Annotated in this window: 17 protein-coding genes and 2 pseudogenes; 10 read left to right on the top strand and 9 right to left on the bottom strand. The window is 56.3% G+C overall.

What is annotated here, in order from left to right:
- Positions 1 to 77 precede the first annotated feature (77 nt).
- The 5 genes from AKJ29_RS06145 to AKJ29_RS06165 all read right to left on the bottom strand — a co-directional run bounded on the left by AKJ29_RS06145 (position 78) and on the right by AKJ29_RS06165 (position 5442).
- Positions 78 to 1424 carry a glutamine synthetase family protein gene (locus AKJ29_RS06145; RefSeq protein ID WP_055188885.1) on the bottom strand — a complete coding sequence of 449 codons (1347 nt, stop codon included), beginning with the start codon at positions 1422 to 1424 and terminating at the stop codon, positions 78 to 80.
- Positions 1424 to 2233 carry an ABC transporter permease gene (locus AKJ29_RS06150; RefSeq protein ID WP_055188887.1) on the bottom strand — a complete coding sequence of 270 codons (810 nt, stop codon included), beginning with the start codon at positions 2231 to 2233 and terminating at the stop codon, positions 1424 to 1426. Before AKJ29_RS06150 ends, AKJ29_RS06145 begins: the two co-directional genes overlap by 1 nt.
- Positions 2230 to 3132, bottom strand: coding sequence for an ABC transporter permease subunit (locus tag AKJ29_RS06155; RefSeq protein WP_055188889.1), 903 nt, complete (start codon positions 3130 to 3132; stop codon positions 2230 to 2232). The genes AKJ29_RS06150 and AKJ29_RS06155 overlap by 4 nt, the downstream gene beginning before the upstream one ends.
- Positions 3129 to 4274, bottom strand: a complete 1146-nt coding sequence (locus AKJ29_RS06160; protein ID WP_055188891.1) for an ABC transporter ATP-binding protein — start codon at positions 4272 to 4274, stop codon at positions 3129 to 3131. The genes AKJ29_RS06155 and AKJ29_RS06160 overlap by 4 nt, the downstream gene beginning before the upstream one ends.
- An 82-nt stretch (positions 4275 to 4356) precedes the next feature.
- Positions 4357 to 5442: a polyamine ABC transporter substrate-binding protein gene (locus AKJ29_RS06165; protein ID WP_055188893.1), complete on the bottom strand. Its 1086-nt coding sequence runs from the start codon at positions 5440 to 5442 to the stop codon at positions 4357 to 4359.
- Positions 5443 to 5615: 173 nt separating this feature from the next.
- On the opposite strand from AKJ29_RS06165, the gene AKJ29_RS06170 reads away from it, so the two are divergent.
- Entirely contained in the window at positions 5616 to 6275 is a 660-nt protein-coding gene (locus AKJ29_RS06170) for a GntR family transcriptional regulator (protein WP_235477293.1), read from the top strand.
- Between the two features lie 107 nt (positions 6276 to 6382).
- Entirely contained in the window at positions 6383 to 7777 is a 1395-nt protein-coding gene (locus AKJ29_RS06175) for an aspartate aminotransferase family protein (RefSeq protein WP_055188894.1), read from the top strand.
- Between the two features lie 214 nt (positions 7778 to 7991).
- Here the strand turns inward: AKJ29_RS06175 and AKJ29_RS06180 are convergent, their stop codons facing one another.
- Complete coding sequence (locus AKJ29_RS06180; RefSeq protein ID WP_055189088.1) at positions 7992 to 8999, bottom strand: GlxA family transcriptional regulator; 1008 nt, start codon at positions 8997 to 8999, stop codon at positions 7992 to 7994.
- 225 nt (positions 9000 to 9224) lie between these two features.
- Between AKJ29_RS06180 and AKJ29_RS06185 the strand changes: the two genes are divergently transcribed.
- Entirely contained in the window at positions 9225 to 9983 is a 759-nt protein-coding gene (locus AKJ29_RS06185) for an NAD(P)-binding domain-containing protein (protein WP_055188897.1), read from the top strand.
- A 156-nt stretch (positions 9984 to 10139) separates the two neighbouring features.
- Here the strand turns inward: AKJ29_RS06185 and queF are convergent, their stop codons facing one another.
- Positions 10140 to 10604 (bottom strand): preQ(1) synthase, encoded by a 465-nt coding sequence (queF, locus tag AKJ29_RS06190; RefSeq protein WP_055188900.1) that lies wholly within the window; start codon positions 10602 to 10604, stop codon positions 10140 to 10142.
- Between the two features lie 166 nt (positions 10605 to 10770).
- Here queF and AKJ29_RS18620 point away from each other — a divergent pair.
- Positions 10771 to 10884 (top strand): annotated as a pseudogene (locus tag AKJ29_RS18620) (integrase core domain-containing protein); the annotation flags it as partial.
- A 131-nt stretch (positions 10885 to 11015) separates the two neighbouring features.
- Here AKJ29_RS18620 and AKJ29_RS06200 read toward each other — a convergent pair.
- The gene (locus tag AKJ29_RS06200) at positions 11016 to 11948 is read right to left on the bottom strand and encodes a LysR family transcriptional regulator (RefSeq protein WP_055188904.1); all 933 of its coding nucleotides are present in this window, start codon (positions 11946 to 11948) and stop codon (positions 11016 to 11018) included.
- Positions 11949 to 12045: 97 nt separating this feature from the next.
- On the opposite strand from AKJ29_RS06200, the gene AKJ29_RS06205 reads away from it, so the two are divergent.
- The 6 genes from AKJ29_RS06205 to AKJ29_RS06230 all read left to right on the top strand — a co-directional run bounded on the left by AKJ29_RS06205 (position 12046) and on the right by AKJ29_RS06230 (position 17431).
- Positions 12046 to 12894: an HTD2 family dehydratase gene (locus AKJ29_RS06205; protein ID WP_055188906.1), complete on the top strand. Its 849-nt coding sequence runs from the start codon at positions 12046 to 12048 to the stop codon at positions 12892 to 12894.
- A gap of 8 nt (positions 12895 to 12902) precedes the next feature.
- Complete coding sequence (locus AKJ29_RS06210) at positions 12903 to 14054, top strand: acyl-CoA dehydrogenase family protein (protein ID WP_055188908.1); 1152 nt, start codon at positions 12903 to 12905, stop codon at positions 14052 to 14054.
- Positions 14054 to 15229, top strand: coding sequence for a CaiB/BaiF CoA transferase family protein (locus AKJ29_RS06215; RefSeq protein ID WP_055188910.1), 1176 nt, complete (start codon positions 14054 to 14056; stop codon positions 15227 to 15229). The genes AKJ29_RS06210 and AKJ29_RS06215 overlap by 1 nt, the downstream gene beginning before the upstream one ends.
- A complete protein-coding gene (locus AKJ29_RS06220) occupies positions 15229 to 16056 on the top strand; it encodes an HpcH/HpaI aldolase/citrate lyase family protein (protein ID WP_055188912.1) in 828 nt (275 codons plus the stop codon). Before AKJ29_RS06215 ends, AKJ29_RS06220 begins: the two co-directional genes overlap by 1 nt.
- Positions 16057 to 16212: 156 nt before the next feature.
- Entirely contained in the window at positions 16213 to 16593 is a 381-nt protein-coding gene (locus tag AKJ29_RS06225) for a VOC family protein (RefSeq protein WP_055188914.1), read from the top strand.
- 31 nt (positions 16594 to 16624) lie between these two features.
- Complete coding sequence (locus AKJ29_RS06230; RefSeq protein ID WP_055188916.1) at positions 16625 to 17431, top strand: helix-turn-helix transcriptional regulator; 807 nt, start codon at positions 16625 to 16627, stop codon at positions 17429 to 17431.
- A gap of 104 nt (positions 17432 to 17535) precedes the next feature.
- Here the strand turns inward: AKJ29_RS06230 and AKJ29_RS06235 are convergent.
- Positions 17536 to 18136: pseudogene (locus tag AKJ29_RS06235) on the bottom strand (transposase); the annotation flags it as partial.

The raw sequence follows: 18136 nt of genomic DNA on the forward strand, positions 1-18136 counted from the left end.
GGACCAATTCACCCCAGGATATTTTTGACCAGAAATATGAGGGGAGGCAGGATCAAAGATGCCTGCCTTCCGTGCTGTTATAGCCGCCCGAGATAGGCGCGATATTCCACCTGACTGATTTCATTGGTCAATTGGTCGATTTCATCAAGCCGGATCGCAGAATAAATATCGCGGTATCGCTTGCCAAAGATCTCAGCCGCAATATCGGATTGTGAGAAACGGTCGACGGCGCGGATCCAATCGGCTGTCAGACGGGGGGCGGTTTCGGCATTTGGGTCATCCAAGGGCAATGGCAGGTCCGGTTTGGTTTCCAGCCCGTGCAGCATGCCCCCCAAAATGGCGGTGATGACCAAATAGGGGTTCACGTCTGCCCCCGCGATCCTGTGTTCCAAGCGGGCGGCGGGGCCCTTGATTTCTGGCAAACGCACGCCGGCGGCGCGGTTGTCATAGCCCCAATCCGGGGCCGAGGGCGCAAAGCTCATGGGGCGATAGCGACGATAGGAATTCAGATGTGGGGCGAAAATCGCCTGTAGGTCACGCATGGTGTCTAGCGTACCACCGACCGCAGCGCGGAGCGTGTCAGAGGCCTTTGGGCTGCCATCATCAAAGATGTTTTTCCCATCTGCATCCACGACCGAGGCGTGAAGATGCATGCCATTGCCGGGGAAATCGGCATAGGGCTTGGCCATGAAGGTGGCTTCTAGCCCATGATTGCGCGCAACCCCGCGCACCAGGCGTTTGAACAGCAGCGCGGTGTCGGCGGCCTTTAGAACATCATCGGTGTGGTGGAAATTCACCTCGAACTGGCCGGGGCCATATTCGGCGATCAATGTGTCCGTGGCGAGACCCTGAATGGCCGAGGCCTCAAGTATTTCGTCGAGTACATCTTTCATACGTTCCAGAACTTCCAGATCGTAGTTTTGCGCATCGGGGCTGCGGACGGGGGGGGTTGGGGCCTCGTCTTCGCTGTTGCGGGGTTGGATCAGATAAAATTCCAGTTCGCTTGCCAGCACGGGATGCCAGCCTTTTTCATGAAACCTGTCGACCATGTTTGACAGCAGCTTTCGTGAGGACAGCTCGCTGAGCTCACCGGTTTCCGGGTCGAGCATCTCAACCTGAATTTGCGCCATGTTCCCCTTAGCCCAGGGGACGGGCTTCATGGTGCCGGGAATGGGCACGATCCGGCCATCCGGGTCGCCCACAACGATGCCCAGCCCGGTGGCAGACACTTCTGCCCCCAGGATATTGGCTGCATAGGTGGAAATCGGTAGGCGCACCATGCCTTCAGCCAGCTTCTTTTCATCGTCGCCGGGCAGCCATTTCCCGCGGAGCACCGCGTTGACATCGCAGAGCATAAGCTCGATCCGTTCAGGCCTGCCATGCTGGTCGCAATAGGCGGCATATTCAGTCAGAAAATCGCTCATCAGTTTGCGTCTCTTTCGTCTTGTTGTTTGCGGGCGATGGCCCGTTTCGAGCTGAGCGAGGCGGCGATGACGCCGATGGTCACAAGCCCGATCATGATGGTCGAAAGGGCGTTGATTTCCGGTGTAACCCCCAGGCGCACGGCTGAAAAGATCTTGATCGGCAGGGTTGTGGATGAGGGGCCGGATGTAAAGGAGGCGATCACCAGATCATCGAGTGACAGGGTAAAGGCCAACAGCCAGCCCGAGAACACCGCCGGCAGGATGATCGGCAAGGTGACAAGGCGGAAGGCCTCGAAACCGGTGCAGCCAAGGTCGAGGGCGGCCTCTTCCAGGGACTGGTCGAAGGTGACGAGGCGTGAGCTGACCACCACCGAAACATAACACATTGAAAACGTGGTATGGGCCAGCACGATGGTCATCACGCCACGATCCAGTCCAATCGCGATGAACAGCAGCAGGAGAGAAAGGCCGGTGATGACTTCGGGCATCACCAAGGGCGCATAGATCATGCCGGAGAAGAGTGTTCGCCCGCGAAACCGCCCGGCCCGCACCATGACATAGGCGGCCATGGTGCCCAGAACCGTGGCGATGGTCGAGGACATCACCGCCACTTTCAGCGTGACCCAGGCGGCCTGCAGAAAGGCTTCGTTCTGCATCAGCTCGCCATACCATTTGAACGAAAACCCGGACCAGACGGTGACCAGCTTGCCCGCGTTGAACGAGTAGATGATCAGGATCAGCATCGGGATATAGAGGAAGGCAAAGCCAAGGGTCAGGCTGAGCGCATTGAACCAGCTGAGTTTTCTCATTTGCCAGCCTCCCGCTGTTTTTCTTCGTTTTTCTGAAAAAGGACAATCGGGATGATCAGGATCAGAAGCAGCACCACAGCCACCGCCGAGGCCACCGGCCAGTCGCGGTTGGCGAAGAACTCTTCAAACAATACCTTACCGATCATCAGGGTTTGCGATCCGCCCAGAAGGGCCGGGATAACATATTCCCCCATCGCTGGAATGAAGACGAGGAAGGATCCCGCGATAACGCCCTGTTTTGACAGGGGAAGCGTGACCAGCCAGAAGGCTGAGAGGCGGGAACAGCCAAGGTCCTCAGCCGCCTCAAGCAGGCTTTCGTCCAGTCGCTCCAGCGCCGAATAGATCGGCAGCACCATGAAGGGCAGGTAGGTATAGATGATGCCGATATAGACAGCGGTGTTGGTGTTGAGGATAACGAGGGGGGCGTCGATCAGCCCAGTCCAGAGCAGAAATTGATTTAGCGGCTGGGTCAGGAAGCCATCGTTCGACAGGATTGCTTTCCACGCATAGACGCGGATCAGAAACGAGGTCCAGAATGGCAGGATCACCAGCATCATCAGCGTGGGGCGCCATTCGTCCGGCGCGCGCGTCATGCCATAGGCAATCGGAAAGCCGACCAGCAGGGTCAGGATGGTTGAGGTGATGGCAATCTTCAGGCTCGACAGATAGGCCTTCCAGTAAAGATCGTCTTCGGTCAGCCAGACAAAATTCTCCATGTCCAGCCCGGCCCACCACGCCTTTACCCCGGCCCAGCCTTCGCTGATATCCAGCTGCGGCGTATAGGGCGGGATCGACAATTCGGTGTCCGAGAGAGAGATTTTCAGAACGATCAGGAAGGGCACCAGAAACAGCACCAGCAACCAGACATAAGGGATCGAGATCAGGGCAAACCGTTTCATGATACCAACACCACACCTGCCGTATCGGTGAAGGACAGCCAGACTTCCTGTTCCCAGGTGATCGCCCGGCGGGCGATGCGGCGGGTGTTGGCGGCCTGCGCCTTGATCAGGTTGCCATCTGCTGTTTCGATCACATAGGTGGACATGTTGCCAAGATAGGCGATGTCATGCACGCGGCCCCGGATCGCATTGGTCACACCCTCTGGGCGCTCCGTTGAGATATTGAGTTTTTCCGGTCGCACGGCAAGGGTGGCACGGGTGCCCAAGGGGATTTCCTCGTGGGCAATCCCGATCAGTTCCTGCTGACCGGATGCCCAGCTGAGTGTCGCGTGATCATCACCTGAGCGGGTGACATTCCCTTCGATCAGGTTCACATCCCCAATAAAGTCAGCGACATAGACCGATCCCGGCTCCTCATAGATTTTTGACGGCGTGTCGACCTGAATGATCTTGCCGTGATCCATGACTGCAATGCGACTGGCGACCGTCATTGCCTCTTCCTGATCATGGGTCACGATCACAAAGGTGGTTCCGGTTTTTTCCTGGATATCCATCAGTTCGAACTGGGTGTCCTGGCGCAGCTTCTTGTCCAGCGCCCCCAGCGGCTCGTCCAGAAGCAAAAGTTTCGGGGCCTTGGCAAGAGAGCGTGCCAGCGCCACCCGCTGCCGCTGCCCGCCCGAAATCTGATGCGGTTTGCGTGAGGCGAATTTGTTCAACTGAACAAGGCTCAGCATCTCTTCGACACGCGCTTCGATCTGATCCTTCGGCATCTTGTCGCGTTTCAGGCCGAAGGCGATGTTTTCGGCAACGGAAAGATGGGGAAACAGAGCATAGCTTTGGAACATCATGTTCACGGCGCGCTTGTTCGGCGGCACCGGGGCGATGTCCTGCCCGTCCAGCGAGATGACCCCTTCGGTTGGGTTTTCGAACCCGGCTAGCATCCGCATCATCGTGGTCTTGCCGCAGCCAGACGGACCAAGCAGGGCAAAGAACTCGCGCTCGTAAATGTCGATGGTCAGATTGTCGATCGCGGTGAAGTCACCGAAGCGTTTGGTGACATTCTGAAACTGGATGATCGGTTTTGCGTCCGGGTCGTTCCAGGGTGCAAAAACAGGCGCCAGGGCAGGGGCGGCGTCAGACATGGGCGTTCCTCGGGGAAAATAGGGAAAAGCCCTCTGCGCCGGACCATGGGAACCCCGCTGGACGGGGCGCAGAGGGGAAGGCTTAGGTGCCCGATTTGATCTTGGTCCAAAGACGGGTGGCAATCCGCTGAACCTTGGACGGGTAGGCGCGTTTCACATAGAGGTTCTCAAGCGCCGCCGGGGTCGGATAGATGGCCGGATCACCGATCACATCTTCTTCGAGGAATTCCTGCGAAGCCAAGTTGCCATTGGCGTAGTAAACATAGTTCGACGCGGCAGCCATGTTCTGTGCATCCATGATGAAGTTCAGGAACTTATGGGCCGCGTCCGGGTTCGGAGCATCTGCCGGGATGGCCATCTGGTCGAACCACATCAGTGCCCCTTCCTTCGGAGCGTTATAGGCGATTTCGACCCCGTTCTCGGCTTCGTCCGCGCGGTCGCGTGCCTGCAAAACGTCACCCGACCAGCCGAAGGCTACGCAGATGTCACCATTTGCGAGCGCGTTGATATATTCCGAGCTGTGGAACTTCTGGATATAGGGGCGAACCGGGGCGAGGACCTCTTCGGTGCGCTCGATCACGGCCTTGTCATTGCTGTTGGGGTCTTCCCCCAGATAGGTCAGTGCCGCCGGGATAACTTCGTCTGGGGCGTCCAGCATATGCACGCCACAGGCGGCGAGCTTTTCCATATTGGCGGGGTTGAAGATCAGCTCAAGACTGTCAATCGGGGCATCTTCGCCCAGCACTTCCTGAACTTTCTGGACATTCACGCCCAGCCCGGTGGTGCCCCACATGTAGTTGACGGAATAGGCATTGCCCGGATCAAACTGCGCGGTGCGATTGGCGATCACATCCCACATGTTGCCCATGTTGCTCAGCTTGGACTGGTCAAGCGGCTGGAAGACACCCGCGGCAATCTGGCGTTCCATGAAGGAGGCGGTTGGGACCACAACGTCATATCCCGATCCACCGGCCAGCATCTTGGTTTCCAGAACTTCGTTTGAATCGAACACGTCGTAGATCAGCTCGATCCCGGTTTCCGCTTCGAATTTTTCCAAAAGCGCTTCGTCGATATAATCCGACCAGTTGTAGACGCGCACTTCCTCGGCTGAGGCTGCGCCGGCGATCAGCGCCAGGGCGGTGCTGAGCTTGAGCATATGTAGATTCATTTTTGTCTCCCTGTGGTGGGGGTGCGTTGACCCGCTGATTTCTATTTGATCAAAAGAAAGCTGTTCGCGCAATATGGTAAAATTTCATACGCCGCGTTACTCTGTCTATGAGAATGGGCTGCAAGGCCAAAATTGGCAAAGATATTATGCCGTTGGAAGTAAGGGAGAGGGGTGTGACAGAGCAGACCGTCAAGTTACCGGACCACCAGAAAGTTTACCGCAAACTGCGCGAAATGATTCTTTTTGGCGAGCTTGCGCCGGGTCAGCCGGTAACCATTCAAGGCTTGGTGGCTGAGCTTGAGGTGGGGATGACACCGGTGCGTGAGGCGATCCGTCGACTGACGTCGGAAGGCGCTTTGGTCTTCAAGGGAAACCGCCGGGTTTCGGTGCCGCAGCCCGATCTGAAGCAATGGGATGAAATTGCATTTGCCCGTATGGGGGTTGAGCCAGAGCTTTCTCGCAAAGCGGTTGAAAATATAGGTAAAGACGACATTGCGCAGCTGGTATTACTGGATGATCGGGTGAATGCGGCAATCGACCGGGGGGATGTCCGGGGCTATCTTGAGAACAATTATCGCTTCCATGCCTACCTATATGAACGCGCCGGTGCAGATGTGCTTTTGTCTATTGCCAACATGCTCTGGCTACGGGCTGGTCCGTCGCTGCGCGTGGTGCTTGGGCGCTATGGAACGGCAAATATGCCGGATCATCATGCTGAGGCGCTTGAGGCGTTGAAGGCCAGGGACGCAGAGGGGGTGGCGACCGCCATTCGAGGGGATATCGAACAGGGAATCGCCCAGGTGCGCGAGCATCTGCTGGCGGAAAAGAAATGATCATATCTCACCTCCCCCGTTGACATGTAAAATTTTGATCATATTCTGAGGGCAGCTTAGAATGACACGGCCAGAACCGGTCTGATCTGGCCAAAGGAGTGCCCTGAATGACAAAAATTACGAATCATCTACCCACTGCGGAACTGCAGGCCATCGACGCCGCCCACCATATGCATCCCTTCACCAATGGGGATGAACTGGCCCAAAAAGGCGCACGCATCATCACCTCTGCCAATGGTGTTTACCTGAAAGACAGCGAAGGCGAGGAAATCCTAGATGCGATGGCCGGTCTGTGGTGCGTCAATATCGGGTATGGCCGCGATGAGCTTGCCGAGGTGGCCGCCCGGCAGATGCGCGAACTGCCTTATTACAACACGTTTTTCCAAACCACCCATGTGCCCGCCATCGCGCTTGCGCAGAAACTGGCCGAGCTGACGCCTGGGGATCTGAACCACGTCTTCTATGCCAATGGCGGGTCGGATGCGAACGACACCAATATCCGTATGGTGCGCGCCTATTGGGACGAGAAAGGCAAGCCGGAAAAGAAAACCATCATCTCGCGTTGGAACGCCTATCACGGCTCGACCATTGGCGGCACGTCGCTGGGGGGGATGAAAGGGATGCACGGGCAGGGGGACCTGCCGATTCCCGGTATCGCGTTCATTGACCAGCCCAACTGGTGGGCAGAAGGTGGCGATATGGAGCCAGAGGCCTTTGGTCTGGCGCGCGCCCGCGAACTGGAGGAGAAAATCCTTGAGCTGGGCGAAGACAAGGTTGCCGCCTTTATCGCTGAACCGGTGCAGGGTGCGGGTGGCGTGATCGTTGCGCCAGACAGCTACTGGCCTGAAATTCAACGGATTTGTGACAAATACGACATCCTGCTGATCGCTGATGAGGTGATCTGTGGCTTTGGACGCACCGGTGAGTGGTTTGGCTCGCAAACCCTGAACATTCGCCCCGACATCATGACCGTCGCCAAAGGTCTTTCGTCAGGCTACGCGCCGATCGGGGCGTCGATAGTGTCGGACGAGGTGGCCAAAGTTCTGGATGCCTGCGAATTCAATCACGGCTACACCTATTCCGGTCATCCGGTGGCCTGCGCGGTGGCGCTTGAAAACCTGCGTATTCTCGAAGAAGAGGGCATTGTGGACCATGTGAAAAATGTGGCCGCGCCTTATCTGGCCGAGAAATGGCATTCGCTCGCCGACCACCCGATGGTGGGAGAGACCAAGATTGTTGGCCTGATGGCTTCGCTTGCATTGACCCCGAACAAGGGCTCACGCGCCAAGTTTGCCTCTGACGCGGGCACCGTGGGGTATATCACCCGCGAATGCTGCTTCGGAAACAACCTGATCATGCGTCATGTCGGGGATCGGATGATCATTGCACCTCCCTTGGTGATCACCACGGATGAAATCGACATCCTGATTGATCGCGCCCGCAAGTCGCTGGATGAGGCCTATGAAAAGGTCAAGGCGCAGGGTCTGTTTGTTGAGGCCTGATTGCCAGCGTCTGCTTGTCGGGCCTGCTTATCTGGACCTGGCCTAAAGTGTTTCAACTTATTATTGAGACACAATAATGAGGCGAAATGCTCGAAACCTACTGATGTTGCGGGCGTTTCGAAATCAACTTGTGTCTCAAGTTCATCTCGAAACGCTTTAGCCAAGAGTATTTGAAAAGACGGCCCGAGGGCCGTCTTTTTGTTTGGGGACAGCATTAATCATGCCAGGTCTTGCGAAATGATGAGGGCGAATGCCCATAGCGCTTGCGAAACTGATTGGCCAGTTGCGAGGTGCTGGTAAAGCCCGACGCCGTGGCGATTTCCGTGATCGACAGGCTGGTTTCATTCAGCAGCGCATAGGCGCGTTTTACCCGCAAATCAGCGTAAAACTGCAGGGGCGAGGTGCCGACATAGAGCTTGAACAGCCGCTCCAGCTGACGTCTTGAGATCTGCACATGCTCTGCGACCTCATCCATGCTGACCCCCTCCTCCAACTGGGTGTTCATGAATTGCATCGCGTTGATCAGGTGCTGGTTGCGCACGGACAGGGCTTCGGAATAGGCGGATTTCTGGGGGGATTTCCGCGTATTGGACCGGGCGTGAATGCACATGTCAGCAATAATCACAGCCAGGTCTTTGCCGTGGTCGCGTTCAATCATGTAAAGCATCATGTCAAGCGAGGCATTGCCGCCACCGCATGTCATCACCCCATCATCCACCTCAAACAGATTGTTCGATGGGTGAAGCCCGATGAAATGCTCTTTGAAGGCCGGCTGGTTTTCCCAGTGCAGCGTAAAATCCCGGTTCTTGAGGAGCCCGGCCTTGGCAAGGGTAAAGGCACCGGTGCAGATCCCCCCAATCCGACACCCAAAGGCGCGCTGCCGCGAGATCCAGTTCAAAATACGCGGGCTGGTCGTATCCGCCGGCTCCACCCCAGCCACGACAAACGCAAGGGAAGATTTCGGCAGGTTGATCAGTCCGAAATCCGGCACAATGGCAATACCGTTTGAACATCGGATCGCCTGGCCATCCTCGGTCAGAAGAAACCAGCGATAGAGCTCTTTGTTGGTGACCTGATTGGCAATGCGCAGGGGTTCGACGGCGGCGCTAAGCGCCAGCATCGTCACTTTGGGCAGGAGCAGAAAATAGATATCTGTCGGCCCTCCCTCATGCTCAATCGGAAAAGAGGCCGCCCCTTTTGAGATAAAGCTGCGTTCGGTCATCTTGGCTGCCCCGGCTGAGAAGCCCGGCAAACTGCTGACGCGTATCTGGGGTTCATGCTGGGCCTTTCGGATCGGACATCAACAGTTTCAGCGAAAGATGGGTTTTGTGGTCGTTATTATACGACAAGGATGGACGTTTTGCGACATTAGGGCGGGGCTTGCCTATCGGCTGGCGTTTGTATCTGATTTGAAATGCATGAAATCCATCTTGCAAGGGAGAGCTCCGTGGCGCGTATTGGCTTTATCGGAACTGGCACGATTGCTTCTGCCATGGTGGCGGGGCTGGCGGGGCAGGGGCATCAGATCCTGATTTCACCGCGCAACCGTGAGGTCGCAGAGCGGTTGTGCCAGGCACATGCCGGGGTCGAAATCGCTGAAAATGCGGCCATTGCCGCAGGCGCGGATGTGGTCTTCGTCTGCCTGCTGGCGCATGTCGCGCAGGATGTGCTGCCGGGCCTTTCGTTTCATCCTGCACAGACCGTGATCTCGGTGATGACGGATTTGCCATTTGCCGATCTGCAGCGCCTGTGTGCTCCGGCGACGGATCTGGCGATTGCAATTCCATTGCCTTCAATCGCTACGGGGGGATCTGCGCTGCCGGTTTACCCGGACAATGCACAGCTGGCCATGCTGTTTGGGGAACGCAATAGGCTGATCCCTTGCCGCGATGAGCGTGCCCTGAATGCACATTTTGCAGCCTCCGCACTGGCCTCTCCCATTCTGGACCAGATGCGGCAGGGAGCGGTGTGGCTGGCGGATCAGACGGGTGACAGCAAAATGGCCGAGGCTTTTGTCGCGACCATGTTTTCTGGCTTCCTGTCCAATATGGCAGCAGATGATGAGGTGGGGTTTGAGCGCCTCCTTCAGGATCTGTCGACAGAAGGGGGGCTGAATGCAAGCCTCCGGGATCACATGCGGGACAAAGAGGCGCTTAAGGCGCTGCGCGAAGGGCTGGACCTGCTGAAACCGCGTCTGGATTTGTGAGGCCGGACATGGGCATGAGAGTGCGCAAGGCTGAAACGCAGCTGCGGATTTCAGCCTTGCGGGCGTTTCCCGATACATCTCAACCGCCCAGCTTAGGCGCCCGCGCCATGTTGGTCAGGTGCGAGGGTGCTTTCAGGTGGTCCTTTGGGGCGCGGCTTAGCCTCGTCCGCGATAGGGGGGCACGCCCTGATCCGGGATCCAGACGCTGTCGGGTTTCGGGCCGGATTGCCAGAACACATCAATCGGAATGCCGCCGCGTGGATACCAATACCCCCCGATGCGCAACCACTGTGGATCGAGGAATTCATGCAGGCGACGTCCGATGGAGACGGTGCAATCCTCGTGAAACGCACCGTGGTTGCGGAACGCGCCAAGAAACAGTTTCAGTGACTTGCTTTCAACGAGCCAGTCACCGGGGACATAGTCGATCACCAGATGGGCGAAATCCGGTTGTCCGGTCATTGGACAGAGCGAGGTGAATTCGGGCGCGGTAAAGCGCACGTTATACGCGGTGTCCGCCTGAGGGTTCTGCACCCGCTCAAGCACGGCCTCTTCCGGCGAGTTGGGCATCACGGTATCGCCCCCCAGCTGTTTGAGGTTGGCATAGATGCTGTCGGTCATGGGATGTCCTTTCTAAACACCGCGCTTGTTGCCCCACACAAGTACATACAGTTGCGGCAGGATGTGTGGGGTAAAGCTATAGTCTTTCATCTTCTTTTCAATGAGCCACAGGAGCCGGTCTGTGGTTTGTTCAAGATCTACGGGCACCTCCGGGTTGATGTCAGGGTTGTCGGGTTGGAGGAAACACTACAACACCAAACGGCCACATAGTGCCTTGGGCTACCGCCCACCGGCTCCGGAAGCTATCGTCCTGATGGAACCCAGGCCAATCATGCACTAACATTCAAACTGGACCACTTAGGTAGGGCTGATCAATCTGCGCGCCGCTATACTTTGGTTTCTTCATCAGAATCTCCTCTTTCATCTCCGAGAAAATTCTACTTCCGTCCCCCCCCCTAAATTTCCGGGGGATTACCATAGGTTCGCCCCGGAGGCCGACGTTTCCATCATCAATCTCTCGCCCCCAGGGCCCGACTCAACCAGCATTTCAACGAGCGCGCGTGCCGCGGGCGGTAAGTTGGTCCGATCTCTAACGAGGACAGATCGGGTGCGGATTGACCAGTCATCTTGCAGATTCAACAAGTCGATGTTCATCGTTTTTCTGTGACGATTAGCTGCGGATTCCGGAACGATACCTATCCCGACTCCAGCCTCAATAAGGCGGCACATAGCTTCAAAGCTCCGGACTTGTAGGCGAAGGTGTTTTTCATATCCACTACGCCGAAACTGCCGCCTTAAAAAGTCAAGGAGTGTGCTGCCCTCGTGCAGCGAAATATGCTCAAAATTCAATGTATCTTTGAACATTACGCCATCGGATTTGGTCAATGGATGATGAGCTGACGTTGCGAGCATCAATCTGTCAGTTGAGAAGGGAATAATATCTAGGTCATTCGTCTTTGGGTCACCGGAAATGATCCCGAGATCGGATGTGCCATCTGCAACCGAGCGAACAATGTCACGTGTCAGACGTTCCTGTAAATCTACCGTAACTTCCGGCCATTTTGACAAAAAATGCGCCAGCGTTTCAGGCAAAAATTCAGTCAATGCAGTGGTGTTTGCCGAGATTCGAATATGGCCGGAATCGGGGTTGATCATTTCCTCGGTCAGAAAATCGACCTGACGAAGAACCAAACGCGCCTGACGCAGGAACACCTTGCCCGCATCGGTCAGCGTGACGCCTTTGTTGCTTCGTAAGAACAGTTGTTGCCCGGTTTCCTGTTCAAGCGATTTTATTCGGGCGCTGGCTGCCGGTGGCGACAGAAATGCTTTTTCGGCCCCATGTGTGAGATTTCCACATTCGGCAATGCATACAAAGAGCTTCAGATCGATGAGTTCAAAGTTCATGGTGTTCACCTATCACGAATACGGCCTTATTCATATACGAATTTTCTGAAGGCAAGAGCTGTGCAACCCTGTCTGTGAAACTGAAGCCGAGGTTACCATGGAACAGGACCAACTCCAGGAATGGGTGGGGAAAACGGAACAAAGGATTGAGCGTATCGCGCCATTCCCAGCGAACGCATTGGCGGCGACACTTGATCGTGACGATCCTGTTTACGAAACCCAGACCGCACTGCCCCCGCTTTGGCATTGGTTGCATTTCCTGCCCATCTTCAAGCTTTCCGACGCCGGGTATGATGGCCACGCGGCCCTTGGCGGCTTTCTTCCCCCGGTGCCTTTGCCCCGTCGGATGTGGGCAGGAAGCAGACTGAATTTCCATGCTCCGATGCGAATTGGGCAAGAACTCAGGAAGATTTCGACGATCAAATCGGTGAAGGCAAAAAGCGGGCGGTCCGGGCAGTTGGTCTTTGTCACCGTTGGCCACCAGGTTTTTGACGGCGACACGCTTGGCATCGACGAAGAGCATGACATTGTCTATCGCGAGGAGCCGAAAGCGGGTGCCCCGGCCCCCACTCCGCCGCAAGCGCCCGGCGCGTCCGATTTCTCCCGCGACATCAATCCTGATCCGGTTCTCTTGTTCCGATACTCCGCGCTGACGTTCAATGGCCACCGGATTCACTACGATCAGCCATTCTGTGTGAACTCGGAAGGCTACGCCGGGCTTGTCGTTCACGGACCGCTCCTGGCAACGTTACTGCTTGATCTGCTGCGTCGCGAAAAGCCGGATGCGACTGTCACAAGCTTCGAGTTCCGCGCGGTGTCGACAATCTTCGACACTGAAACCTTCTCGGTCCACGGCGCTGCTGACAGGGATGGAAAGACCTTCCATCTCTGGGCGCGTCGGCAGGATGGTGCGCTTGCCATGAACGCCCAGGCAACGATTGCTTGAGGTGTCATATGAATTTTGACCACACAGAGATCCGTGAAGCCGTTCGGGCAGTTTGCGCCACATTTCCCCCGGAGTATCACCGGAAAATAGATAAACAGCGCGGCTATCCGGTGGGTTTTGTCAACGCCCTGACAGAGGCGGGTTGGCTTGCCGCCATGATCCCGGAAGACTATGGCGGCTCGGGCCTTGGCCTCACCGAGGCGAGCGTCATCATGGAAGAGATCAACAGGTCGGGGGGCAACTCTGGCGCGTGTCACGGCCAGATGTACAATATGGGCACCTTGCTGCGCCATGGCTCGGACCAGCAAAAGCAGCGATATCTGCCCCGGATCGCCAGTGGTGAATTGCGGCTGCAATCGATGGGGGTGACTGAACCCACAACCGGCACGGATACCACCAAGATCAAGACGACCGCGGTCAAAAAAGGAGATCGCTACGTCATAAACGGTCAGAAGGTCTGGATCAGCCGGGTGCAACATTCCGATCTGATGATCCTGCTGGCACGCACCACGCCGATTGATCAGGTCACGAAAAAGTCGCTAGGCATGTCGATCTTCATGGTCGATCTCAAAGATGCCACCGGCAACGGGATGGACGTGAACCCCATTCCCAACATGGTCAACCACGAGACCAATGAGCTTTTCTTTGATGATCTGGAGATCCCTGCTGAGAACCTGATAGGCGAAGAAGGTATGGGGTTTCGTTACATACTGGACGGGCTCAATGCAGAACGCACGTTGATCGCCGCCGAGTGTATCGGTGATGGCTACTGGTTCATCGACAAGGTGAGCGCCTATGTCAAAGAGCGGGAGGTTTTTGGCAGGCCGATTGGTCAAAACCAGGGTGTTCAGTTCCCGATTGCAGAAGCCAAAATAGAACTGGAAGCCGCCAATCTTATGCGATTCCAAGCCTGCCAGCTCTTTGACACGGGCCAACCCTGTGGGGCTGAAGCCAACATGGCCAAGTATCTGGCAGCAAAAGCCAGCTGGGAAGCGGCCAATGCGTGTCTGCAATTCCATGGTGGGTTCGGGTTTGCCGACGAATACGACGTGGAGCGCAAATTCCGCGAAACCCGGCTTTATCAGGTCGCTCCGATCTCCACCAATCTCATCCTGTCATATGTTGCCGAGCATGTTCTCGGCCTGCCGAGGTCATTCTAATGCTCCCACTTGAAGGAATTACAGTCGTCAGCCTTGAACATGCGATTGCCGCACCCTTTGCGACTCGCCAGCTTGCTGATATGGGCGCACGGGTCATCAAGGTCGAGCGCCCGGGCGTTGGGGATTTCGCGCGCAGCTACGACACCCGCGTGAATGGGATGGCCTCGCATTTCGTCTGGACGAACCGGTCCAAAGAAAGCCTGACGCTGGATGTCAAACACCCTGACGGGGCCGATATCCTGCAAAAGCTGGTCACAAAGGCGGATGTGGTTGTGCAAAACCTCGCCCCGGGTGCCGCGGCGCGGCTCGGTCTTGGATACGAAGATCTCTCCAAGGCCAACCCCGGTGTCATCGTCTGCAATATCTCCGGGTATGGCAAAGGTGGGCCGGACGAAAAGCGCAAAGCCTATGATCTTCTGATCCAGTCGGAAGCCGGTTTTGTAAGCACGACCGGAACGCCGGATGATCCAAGCAAAGCGGGGATATCGATCGCGGACATTGCGGCCGGAATGTACGCTTATACGAACATCCTGACAGCACTCATCCAGCGCGGAAAAACCGGGAAGGGTTGTGAGATTGATCTGTCCATGCTGGACGCGATGACAGAATGGATGAGCTATCCGCTCTACTACGCCTATGAGGGGGCTGAACCTCCTGCGCGTGCCGGTGCCAGCCATGCCACGATTTTCCCGTATGGTCCCTTTGCGGTTGGGGACGGGCGCACGGTCATTCTGGGTTTGCAGAATGAACGCGAATGGAAAGCCTTTTGTGACGTGGTCCTTGAAACACCGGGACTTGCAACAGACGGGCGATTTTCATCGAACAGCCTGCGCGCCGAGAACAAGATCGCCCTTACCCAGATCATCACAACCAGTTTCGATGATCTGACAACTGAAGCGGTGATCGAGCGGTTGGACCGGGCCGGTATCGCCAATGCGAACATGAATGACATGTCCGACGTCTGGCATCACGTCCAGTTCGAAGCGCGCAACCGATGGCGCGACGTGCAAACACCAAAGGGATCAATTCCTGCACTGCTTCCCCCAGGTGGAATTGGATCAGAGCCCCGTATGGATGCCGTACCTGCGCTTGGGGAACACTCCGCTGATCTCCTTGCAGAGCTTGGCTACTCAGGCAGTGAAATCTCACAATTGCAAAATGAAAGGGTGATCTGATGCCTGATCTAAAGTCAGCCCGCAGCTTTCTCTTCGTCCCCGGGGATCGGCCAGAGCGTTTCGACAAAGCGGCCGCATCCGGTGCCCATGCCATGATCATTGACCTTGAGGATGCGGTGTCCCCCGAGACCAAAGTGAAAGCACGCTATCATGCGCGAAGCTTTCTGGACAAGGTGGCCGACCAGAACATACTGATCCGGATCAATGGCACAGACAGCGAGTTCCACGATGAAGATCTCGCACTGGCACGTCACAAAAACCTGGCAGGCATCATTCTTCCCAAAGCCGATGCAAAAAGCTGTTCGGAATTGACGCGAAGGTCAGGAACGCCTGTGTGGCCACTCATCGAAACCGTGCATGGCCTCGTCGATCTAAGGGAAATCGTGACTTTGCAAAACCTTGGGCGTCTTCTGCTTGGTACAATTGATTTATCCCTGGATCTGGGGGTGGATATTTCCCATCCTGCCAGCCAATCCACACTCGACACAGCCCGGTTCATGCTTGTGTCAAATTCTCGGCTGGGCAACCTTCCCGGGCCGGTCGATGGTGTTTTCACGGATTTGAACGACGAAATCGGGCTTCAACGTGCCGCAGAACATGCAAAAGCGTCTGGCATGGGGGGGATGATGTGCATTCATCCGCGCCAAACAAAAAGTGTTCATACGGCATTTTCCCCGAGTTCCAGTGACTTCGAATGGGCAAATGCTGTTCTCCAAGCTTCTAAAACTGAAAAAAGCAGCTTCCAGTTTCGTGGCCAGATGGTTGACAAACCGGTGCTTGCCCGCGCGCAACAAATTCTCGAAGCGCAACAAGCACAAAGCACTTGAAGAGCCCGGCCTGTCGCCATTTCCGGTCATTCCGGGTGTATTCGGCCGAACCAGAAGCGAAACGCGCAAACCGGGCATTCTGATACATTTGGTGTTCTCGCGGCACTTCAAGCTAAATTCTAAACTATCTTGCCGCAAAACTACGGAGACCAAGCAATGCAAATTGATCGCATGGATCATTTCGTCCTGACTGTCGCCTCGATTGATGCGACCTGTGACTTCTATTCAAAGGTTCTGGGAATGGACGTGACGGAGTTTGCGGGAGGACGGAAGGCGCTTTCGTTTGGGGCGCAAAAGATCAACCTGCACCAACATGGCAACGAATTTGAGCCCAAATCCCTGACACCGACACCTGGAAGCGGCGATTTTTGCCTGATCTCGGCGGTCCCGATGGCTGAAGTTGTCGCGCATCTCGAAAATTGTGGTGTCGAGATCGAAGAGGGTATCGTTCTGCGCACGGGCGCAACCGGCCCCATCAAGTCCGTGTATCTGCGCGATCCCGATCAGAACCTGGTTGAGATATCAGTGTACGAATAAAAGGCAGTGTGTGCTGCAAGGAGATAGCCAAATGGACGGTTCACATCTGCCCGAGACATATATGACGAACCGGCCTGTAGGATATGTCAAATTCCGCCAGCGCTGCAGCGCGGATTTTCATCAACTCCACATCTCCAAAACTTGCATCCTGCGCATCCGTTCCGGGCGAAAGACAGTCCGGACCTTTGCGGGTGCTGAGACGACGGTTGAGCAAGGCGAGTTTGTCTATCTGCGCCGTGGTGAAAACCTGACGATCGGGAATATCATCGGTGATACTGGCCTCTACTTTTCGGAAGGCCTGGTGATTGACGACAGTGTTATTTCCGATTTTCTGCAACTGCATCCAAACCCAAGCGCTGCGCGCGAAGTCAGAAAAGGGATCATGCCGAACGGTTTCAACGACACCTTCTCGCGCGTTGTCGCAAGCCTGGATGATCCCGATCTTGGTGATGGCATTTTGTCCTATCGAACGCAGGAATTGCTGATGTGGCTGCAACTGCAGGGTGCGGCGCACCGTATTCACTGTTGTGAAGGTCTGAAGGATCGGTTGCGGATGCTTTTTGAGGGTGACCTGGAGCGCAGTTGGAAGGCTCCGCAAGCCGCCCGGGAGCTTGGTATGAGTGAAGCGACATTGCGCCGGACGCTCAGCAAAGAAGGCACCGGTTTCACCGAAATGCTACGCGATGTGCGCTTGTCGTTTGCCCTGATGCGTATTCAAACGACACAGCATTCATTGGCCGAGATCGCTTATGAATGCGGGTTCAGCTCTCAATCGCGTCTCAGCGAAGCGTTCAAGGCACGTTTCGATATCACACCTGGAAAACTAACAGGTCGCTGAAATAGTCGCTGAGCCGGAACGCTTTCCCGTCGTCAGGTCCGGTTCGACTGAAGTGTCATGTCTGTCGGCGCGCCCACGGCTCGCTTCTGGGGCCATCTTTCCCTTCATACCGCCAGCAACCTCGGCAGCCGGGCAAGGTTGTTGGCGGCCATGGTCAGGATGAAGCGGGATCGGATGCGTTCGACGCCCCGATACATGGTCTGCGCCATGTCGCCGACGGTTTTGGCCCATCCGAACGGCTCTTCGATCTTCTTTCGGTGCTGCTGGGATAGAGCGTAGCCCTCGTGCCGGGTGGTTCGGCCATCGATTGCTGAAAATCTCGTTTTCTGGGCGACATGGGGCGTGACGCAGGCTTGGCGCAGGTCGGACACGAACCCGGCCGCGTCATATCCCTTGTCGGCACCCAGCGTCAGCTGCCGCGTCGATCCGGGGGAATGTCGATGGATCATGTCCAGTGCCGCCTTGCGCTCGGCATGACCGTCCATTGCCCGGCAGGCGATTGCGCAGCAATCTGCCGAGAGGGGCCTGGGTCAGATCACCCTGCACGACCAGCCCGTTGCGGTTCTCCATCAGAGTATGCCCCATGAAGCACAGCATGGCACCCGTGCCGGGGGATTTCTTGTAAAGGCGCGCATCCGGATCGGTGGTCGAGGCATGCGTCGCGTTCGAGCGCTTCTCGCCCTTGAAGTCGACCTCGGCAATAGT

The organism is Aliiroseovarius crassostreae, assembly GCF_001307765.1.
GTDB classification, from domain to species: Bacteria; Pseudomonadota; Alphaproteobacteria; order Rhodobacterales; family Rhodobacteraceae; genus Aliiroseovarius; species Aliiroseovarius crassostreae.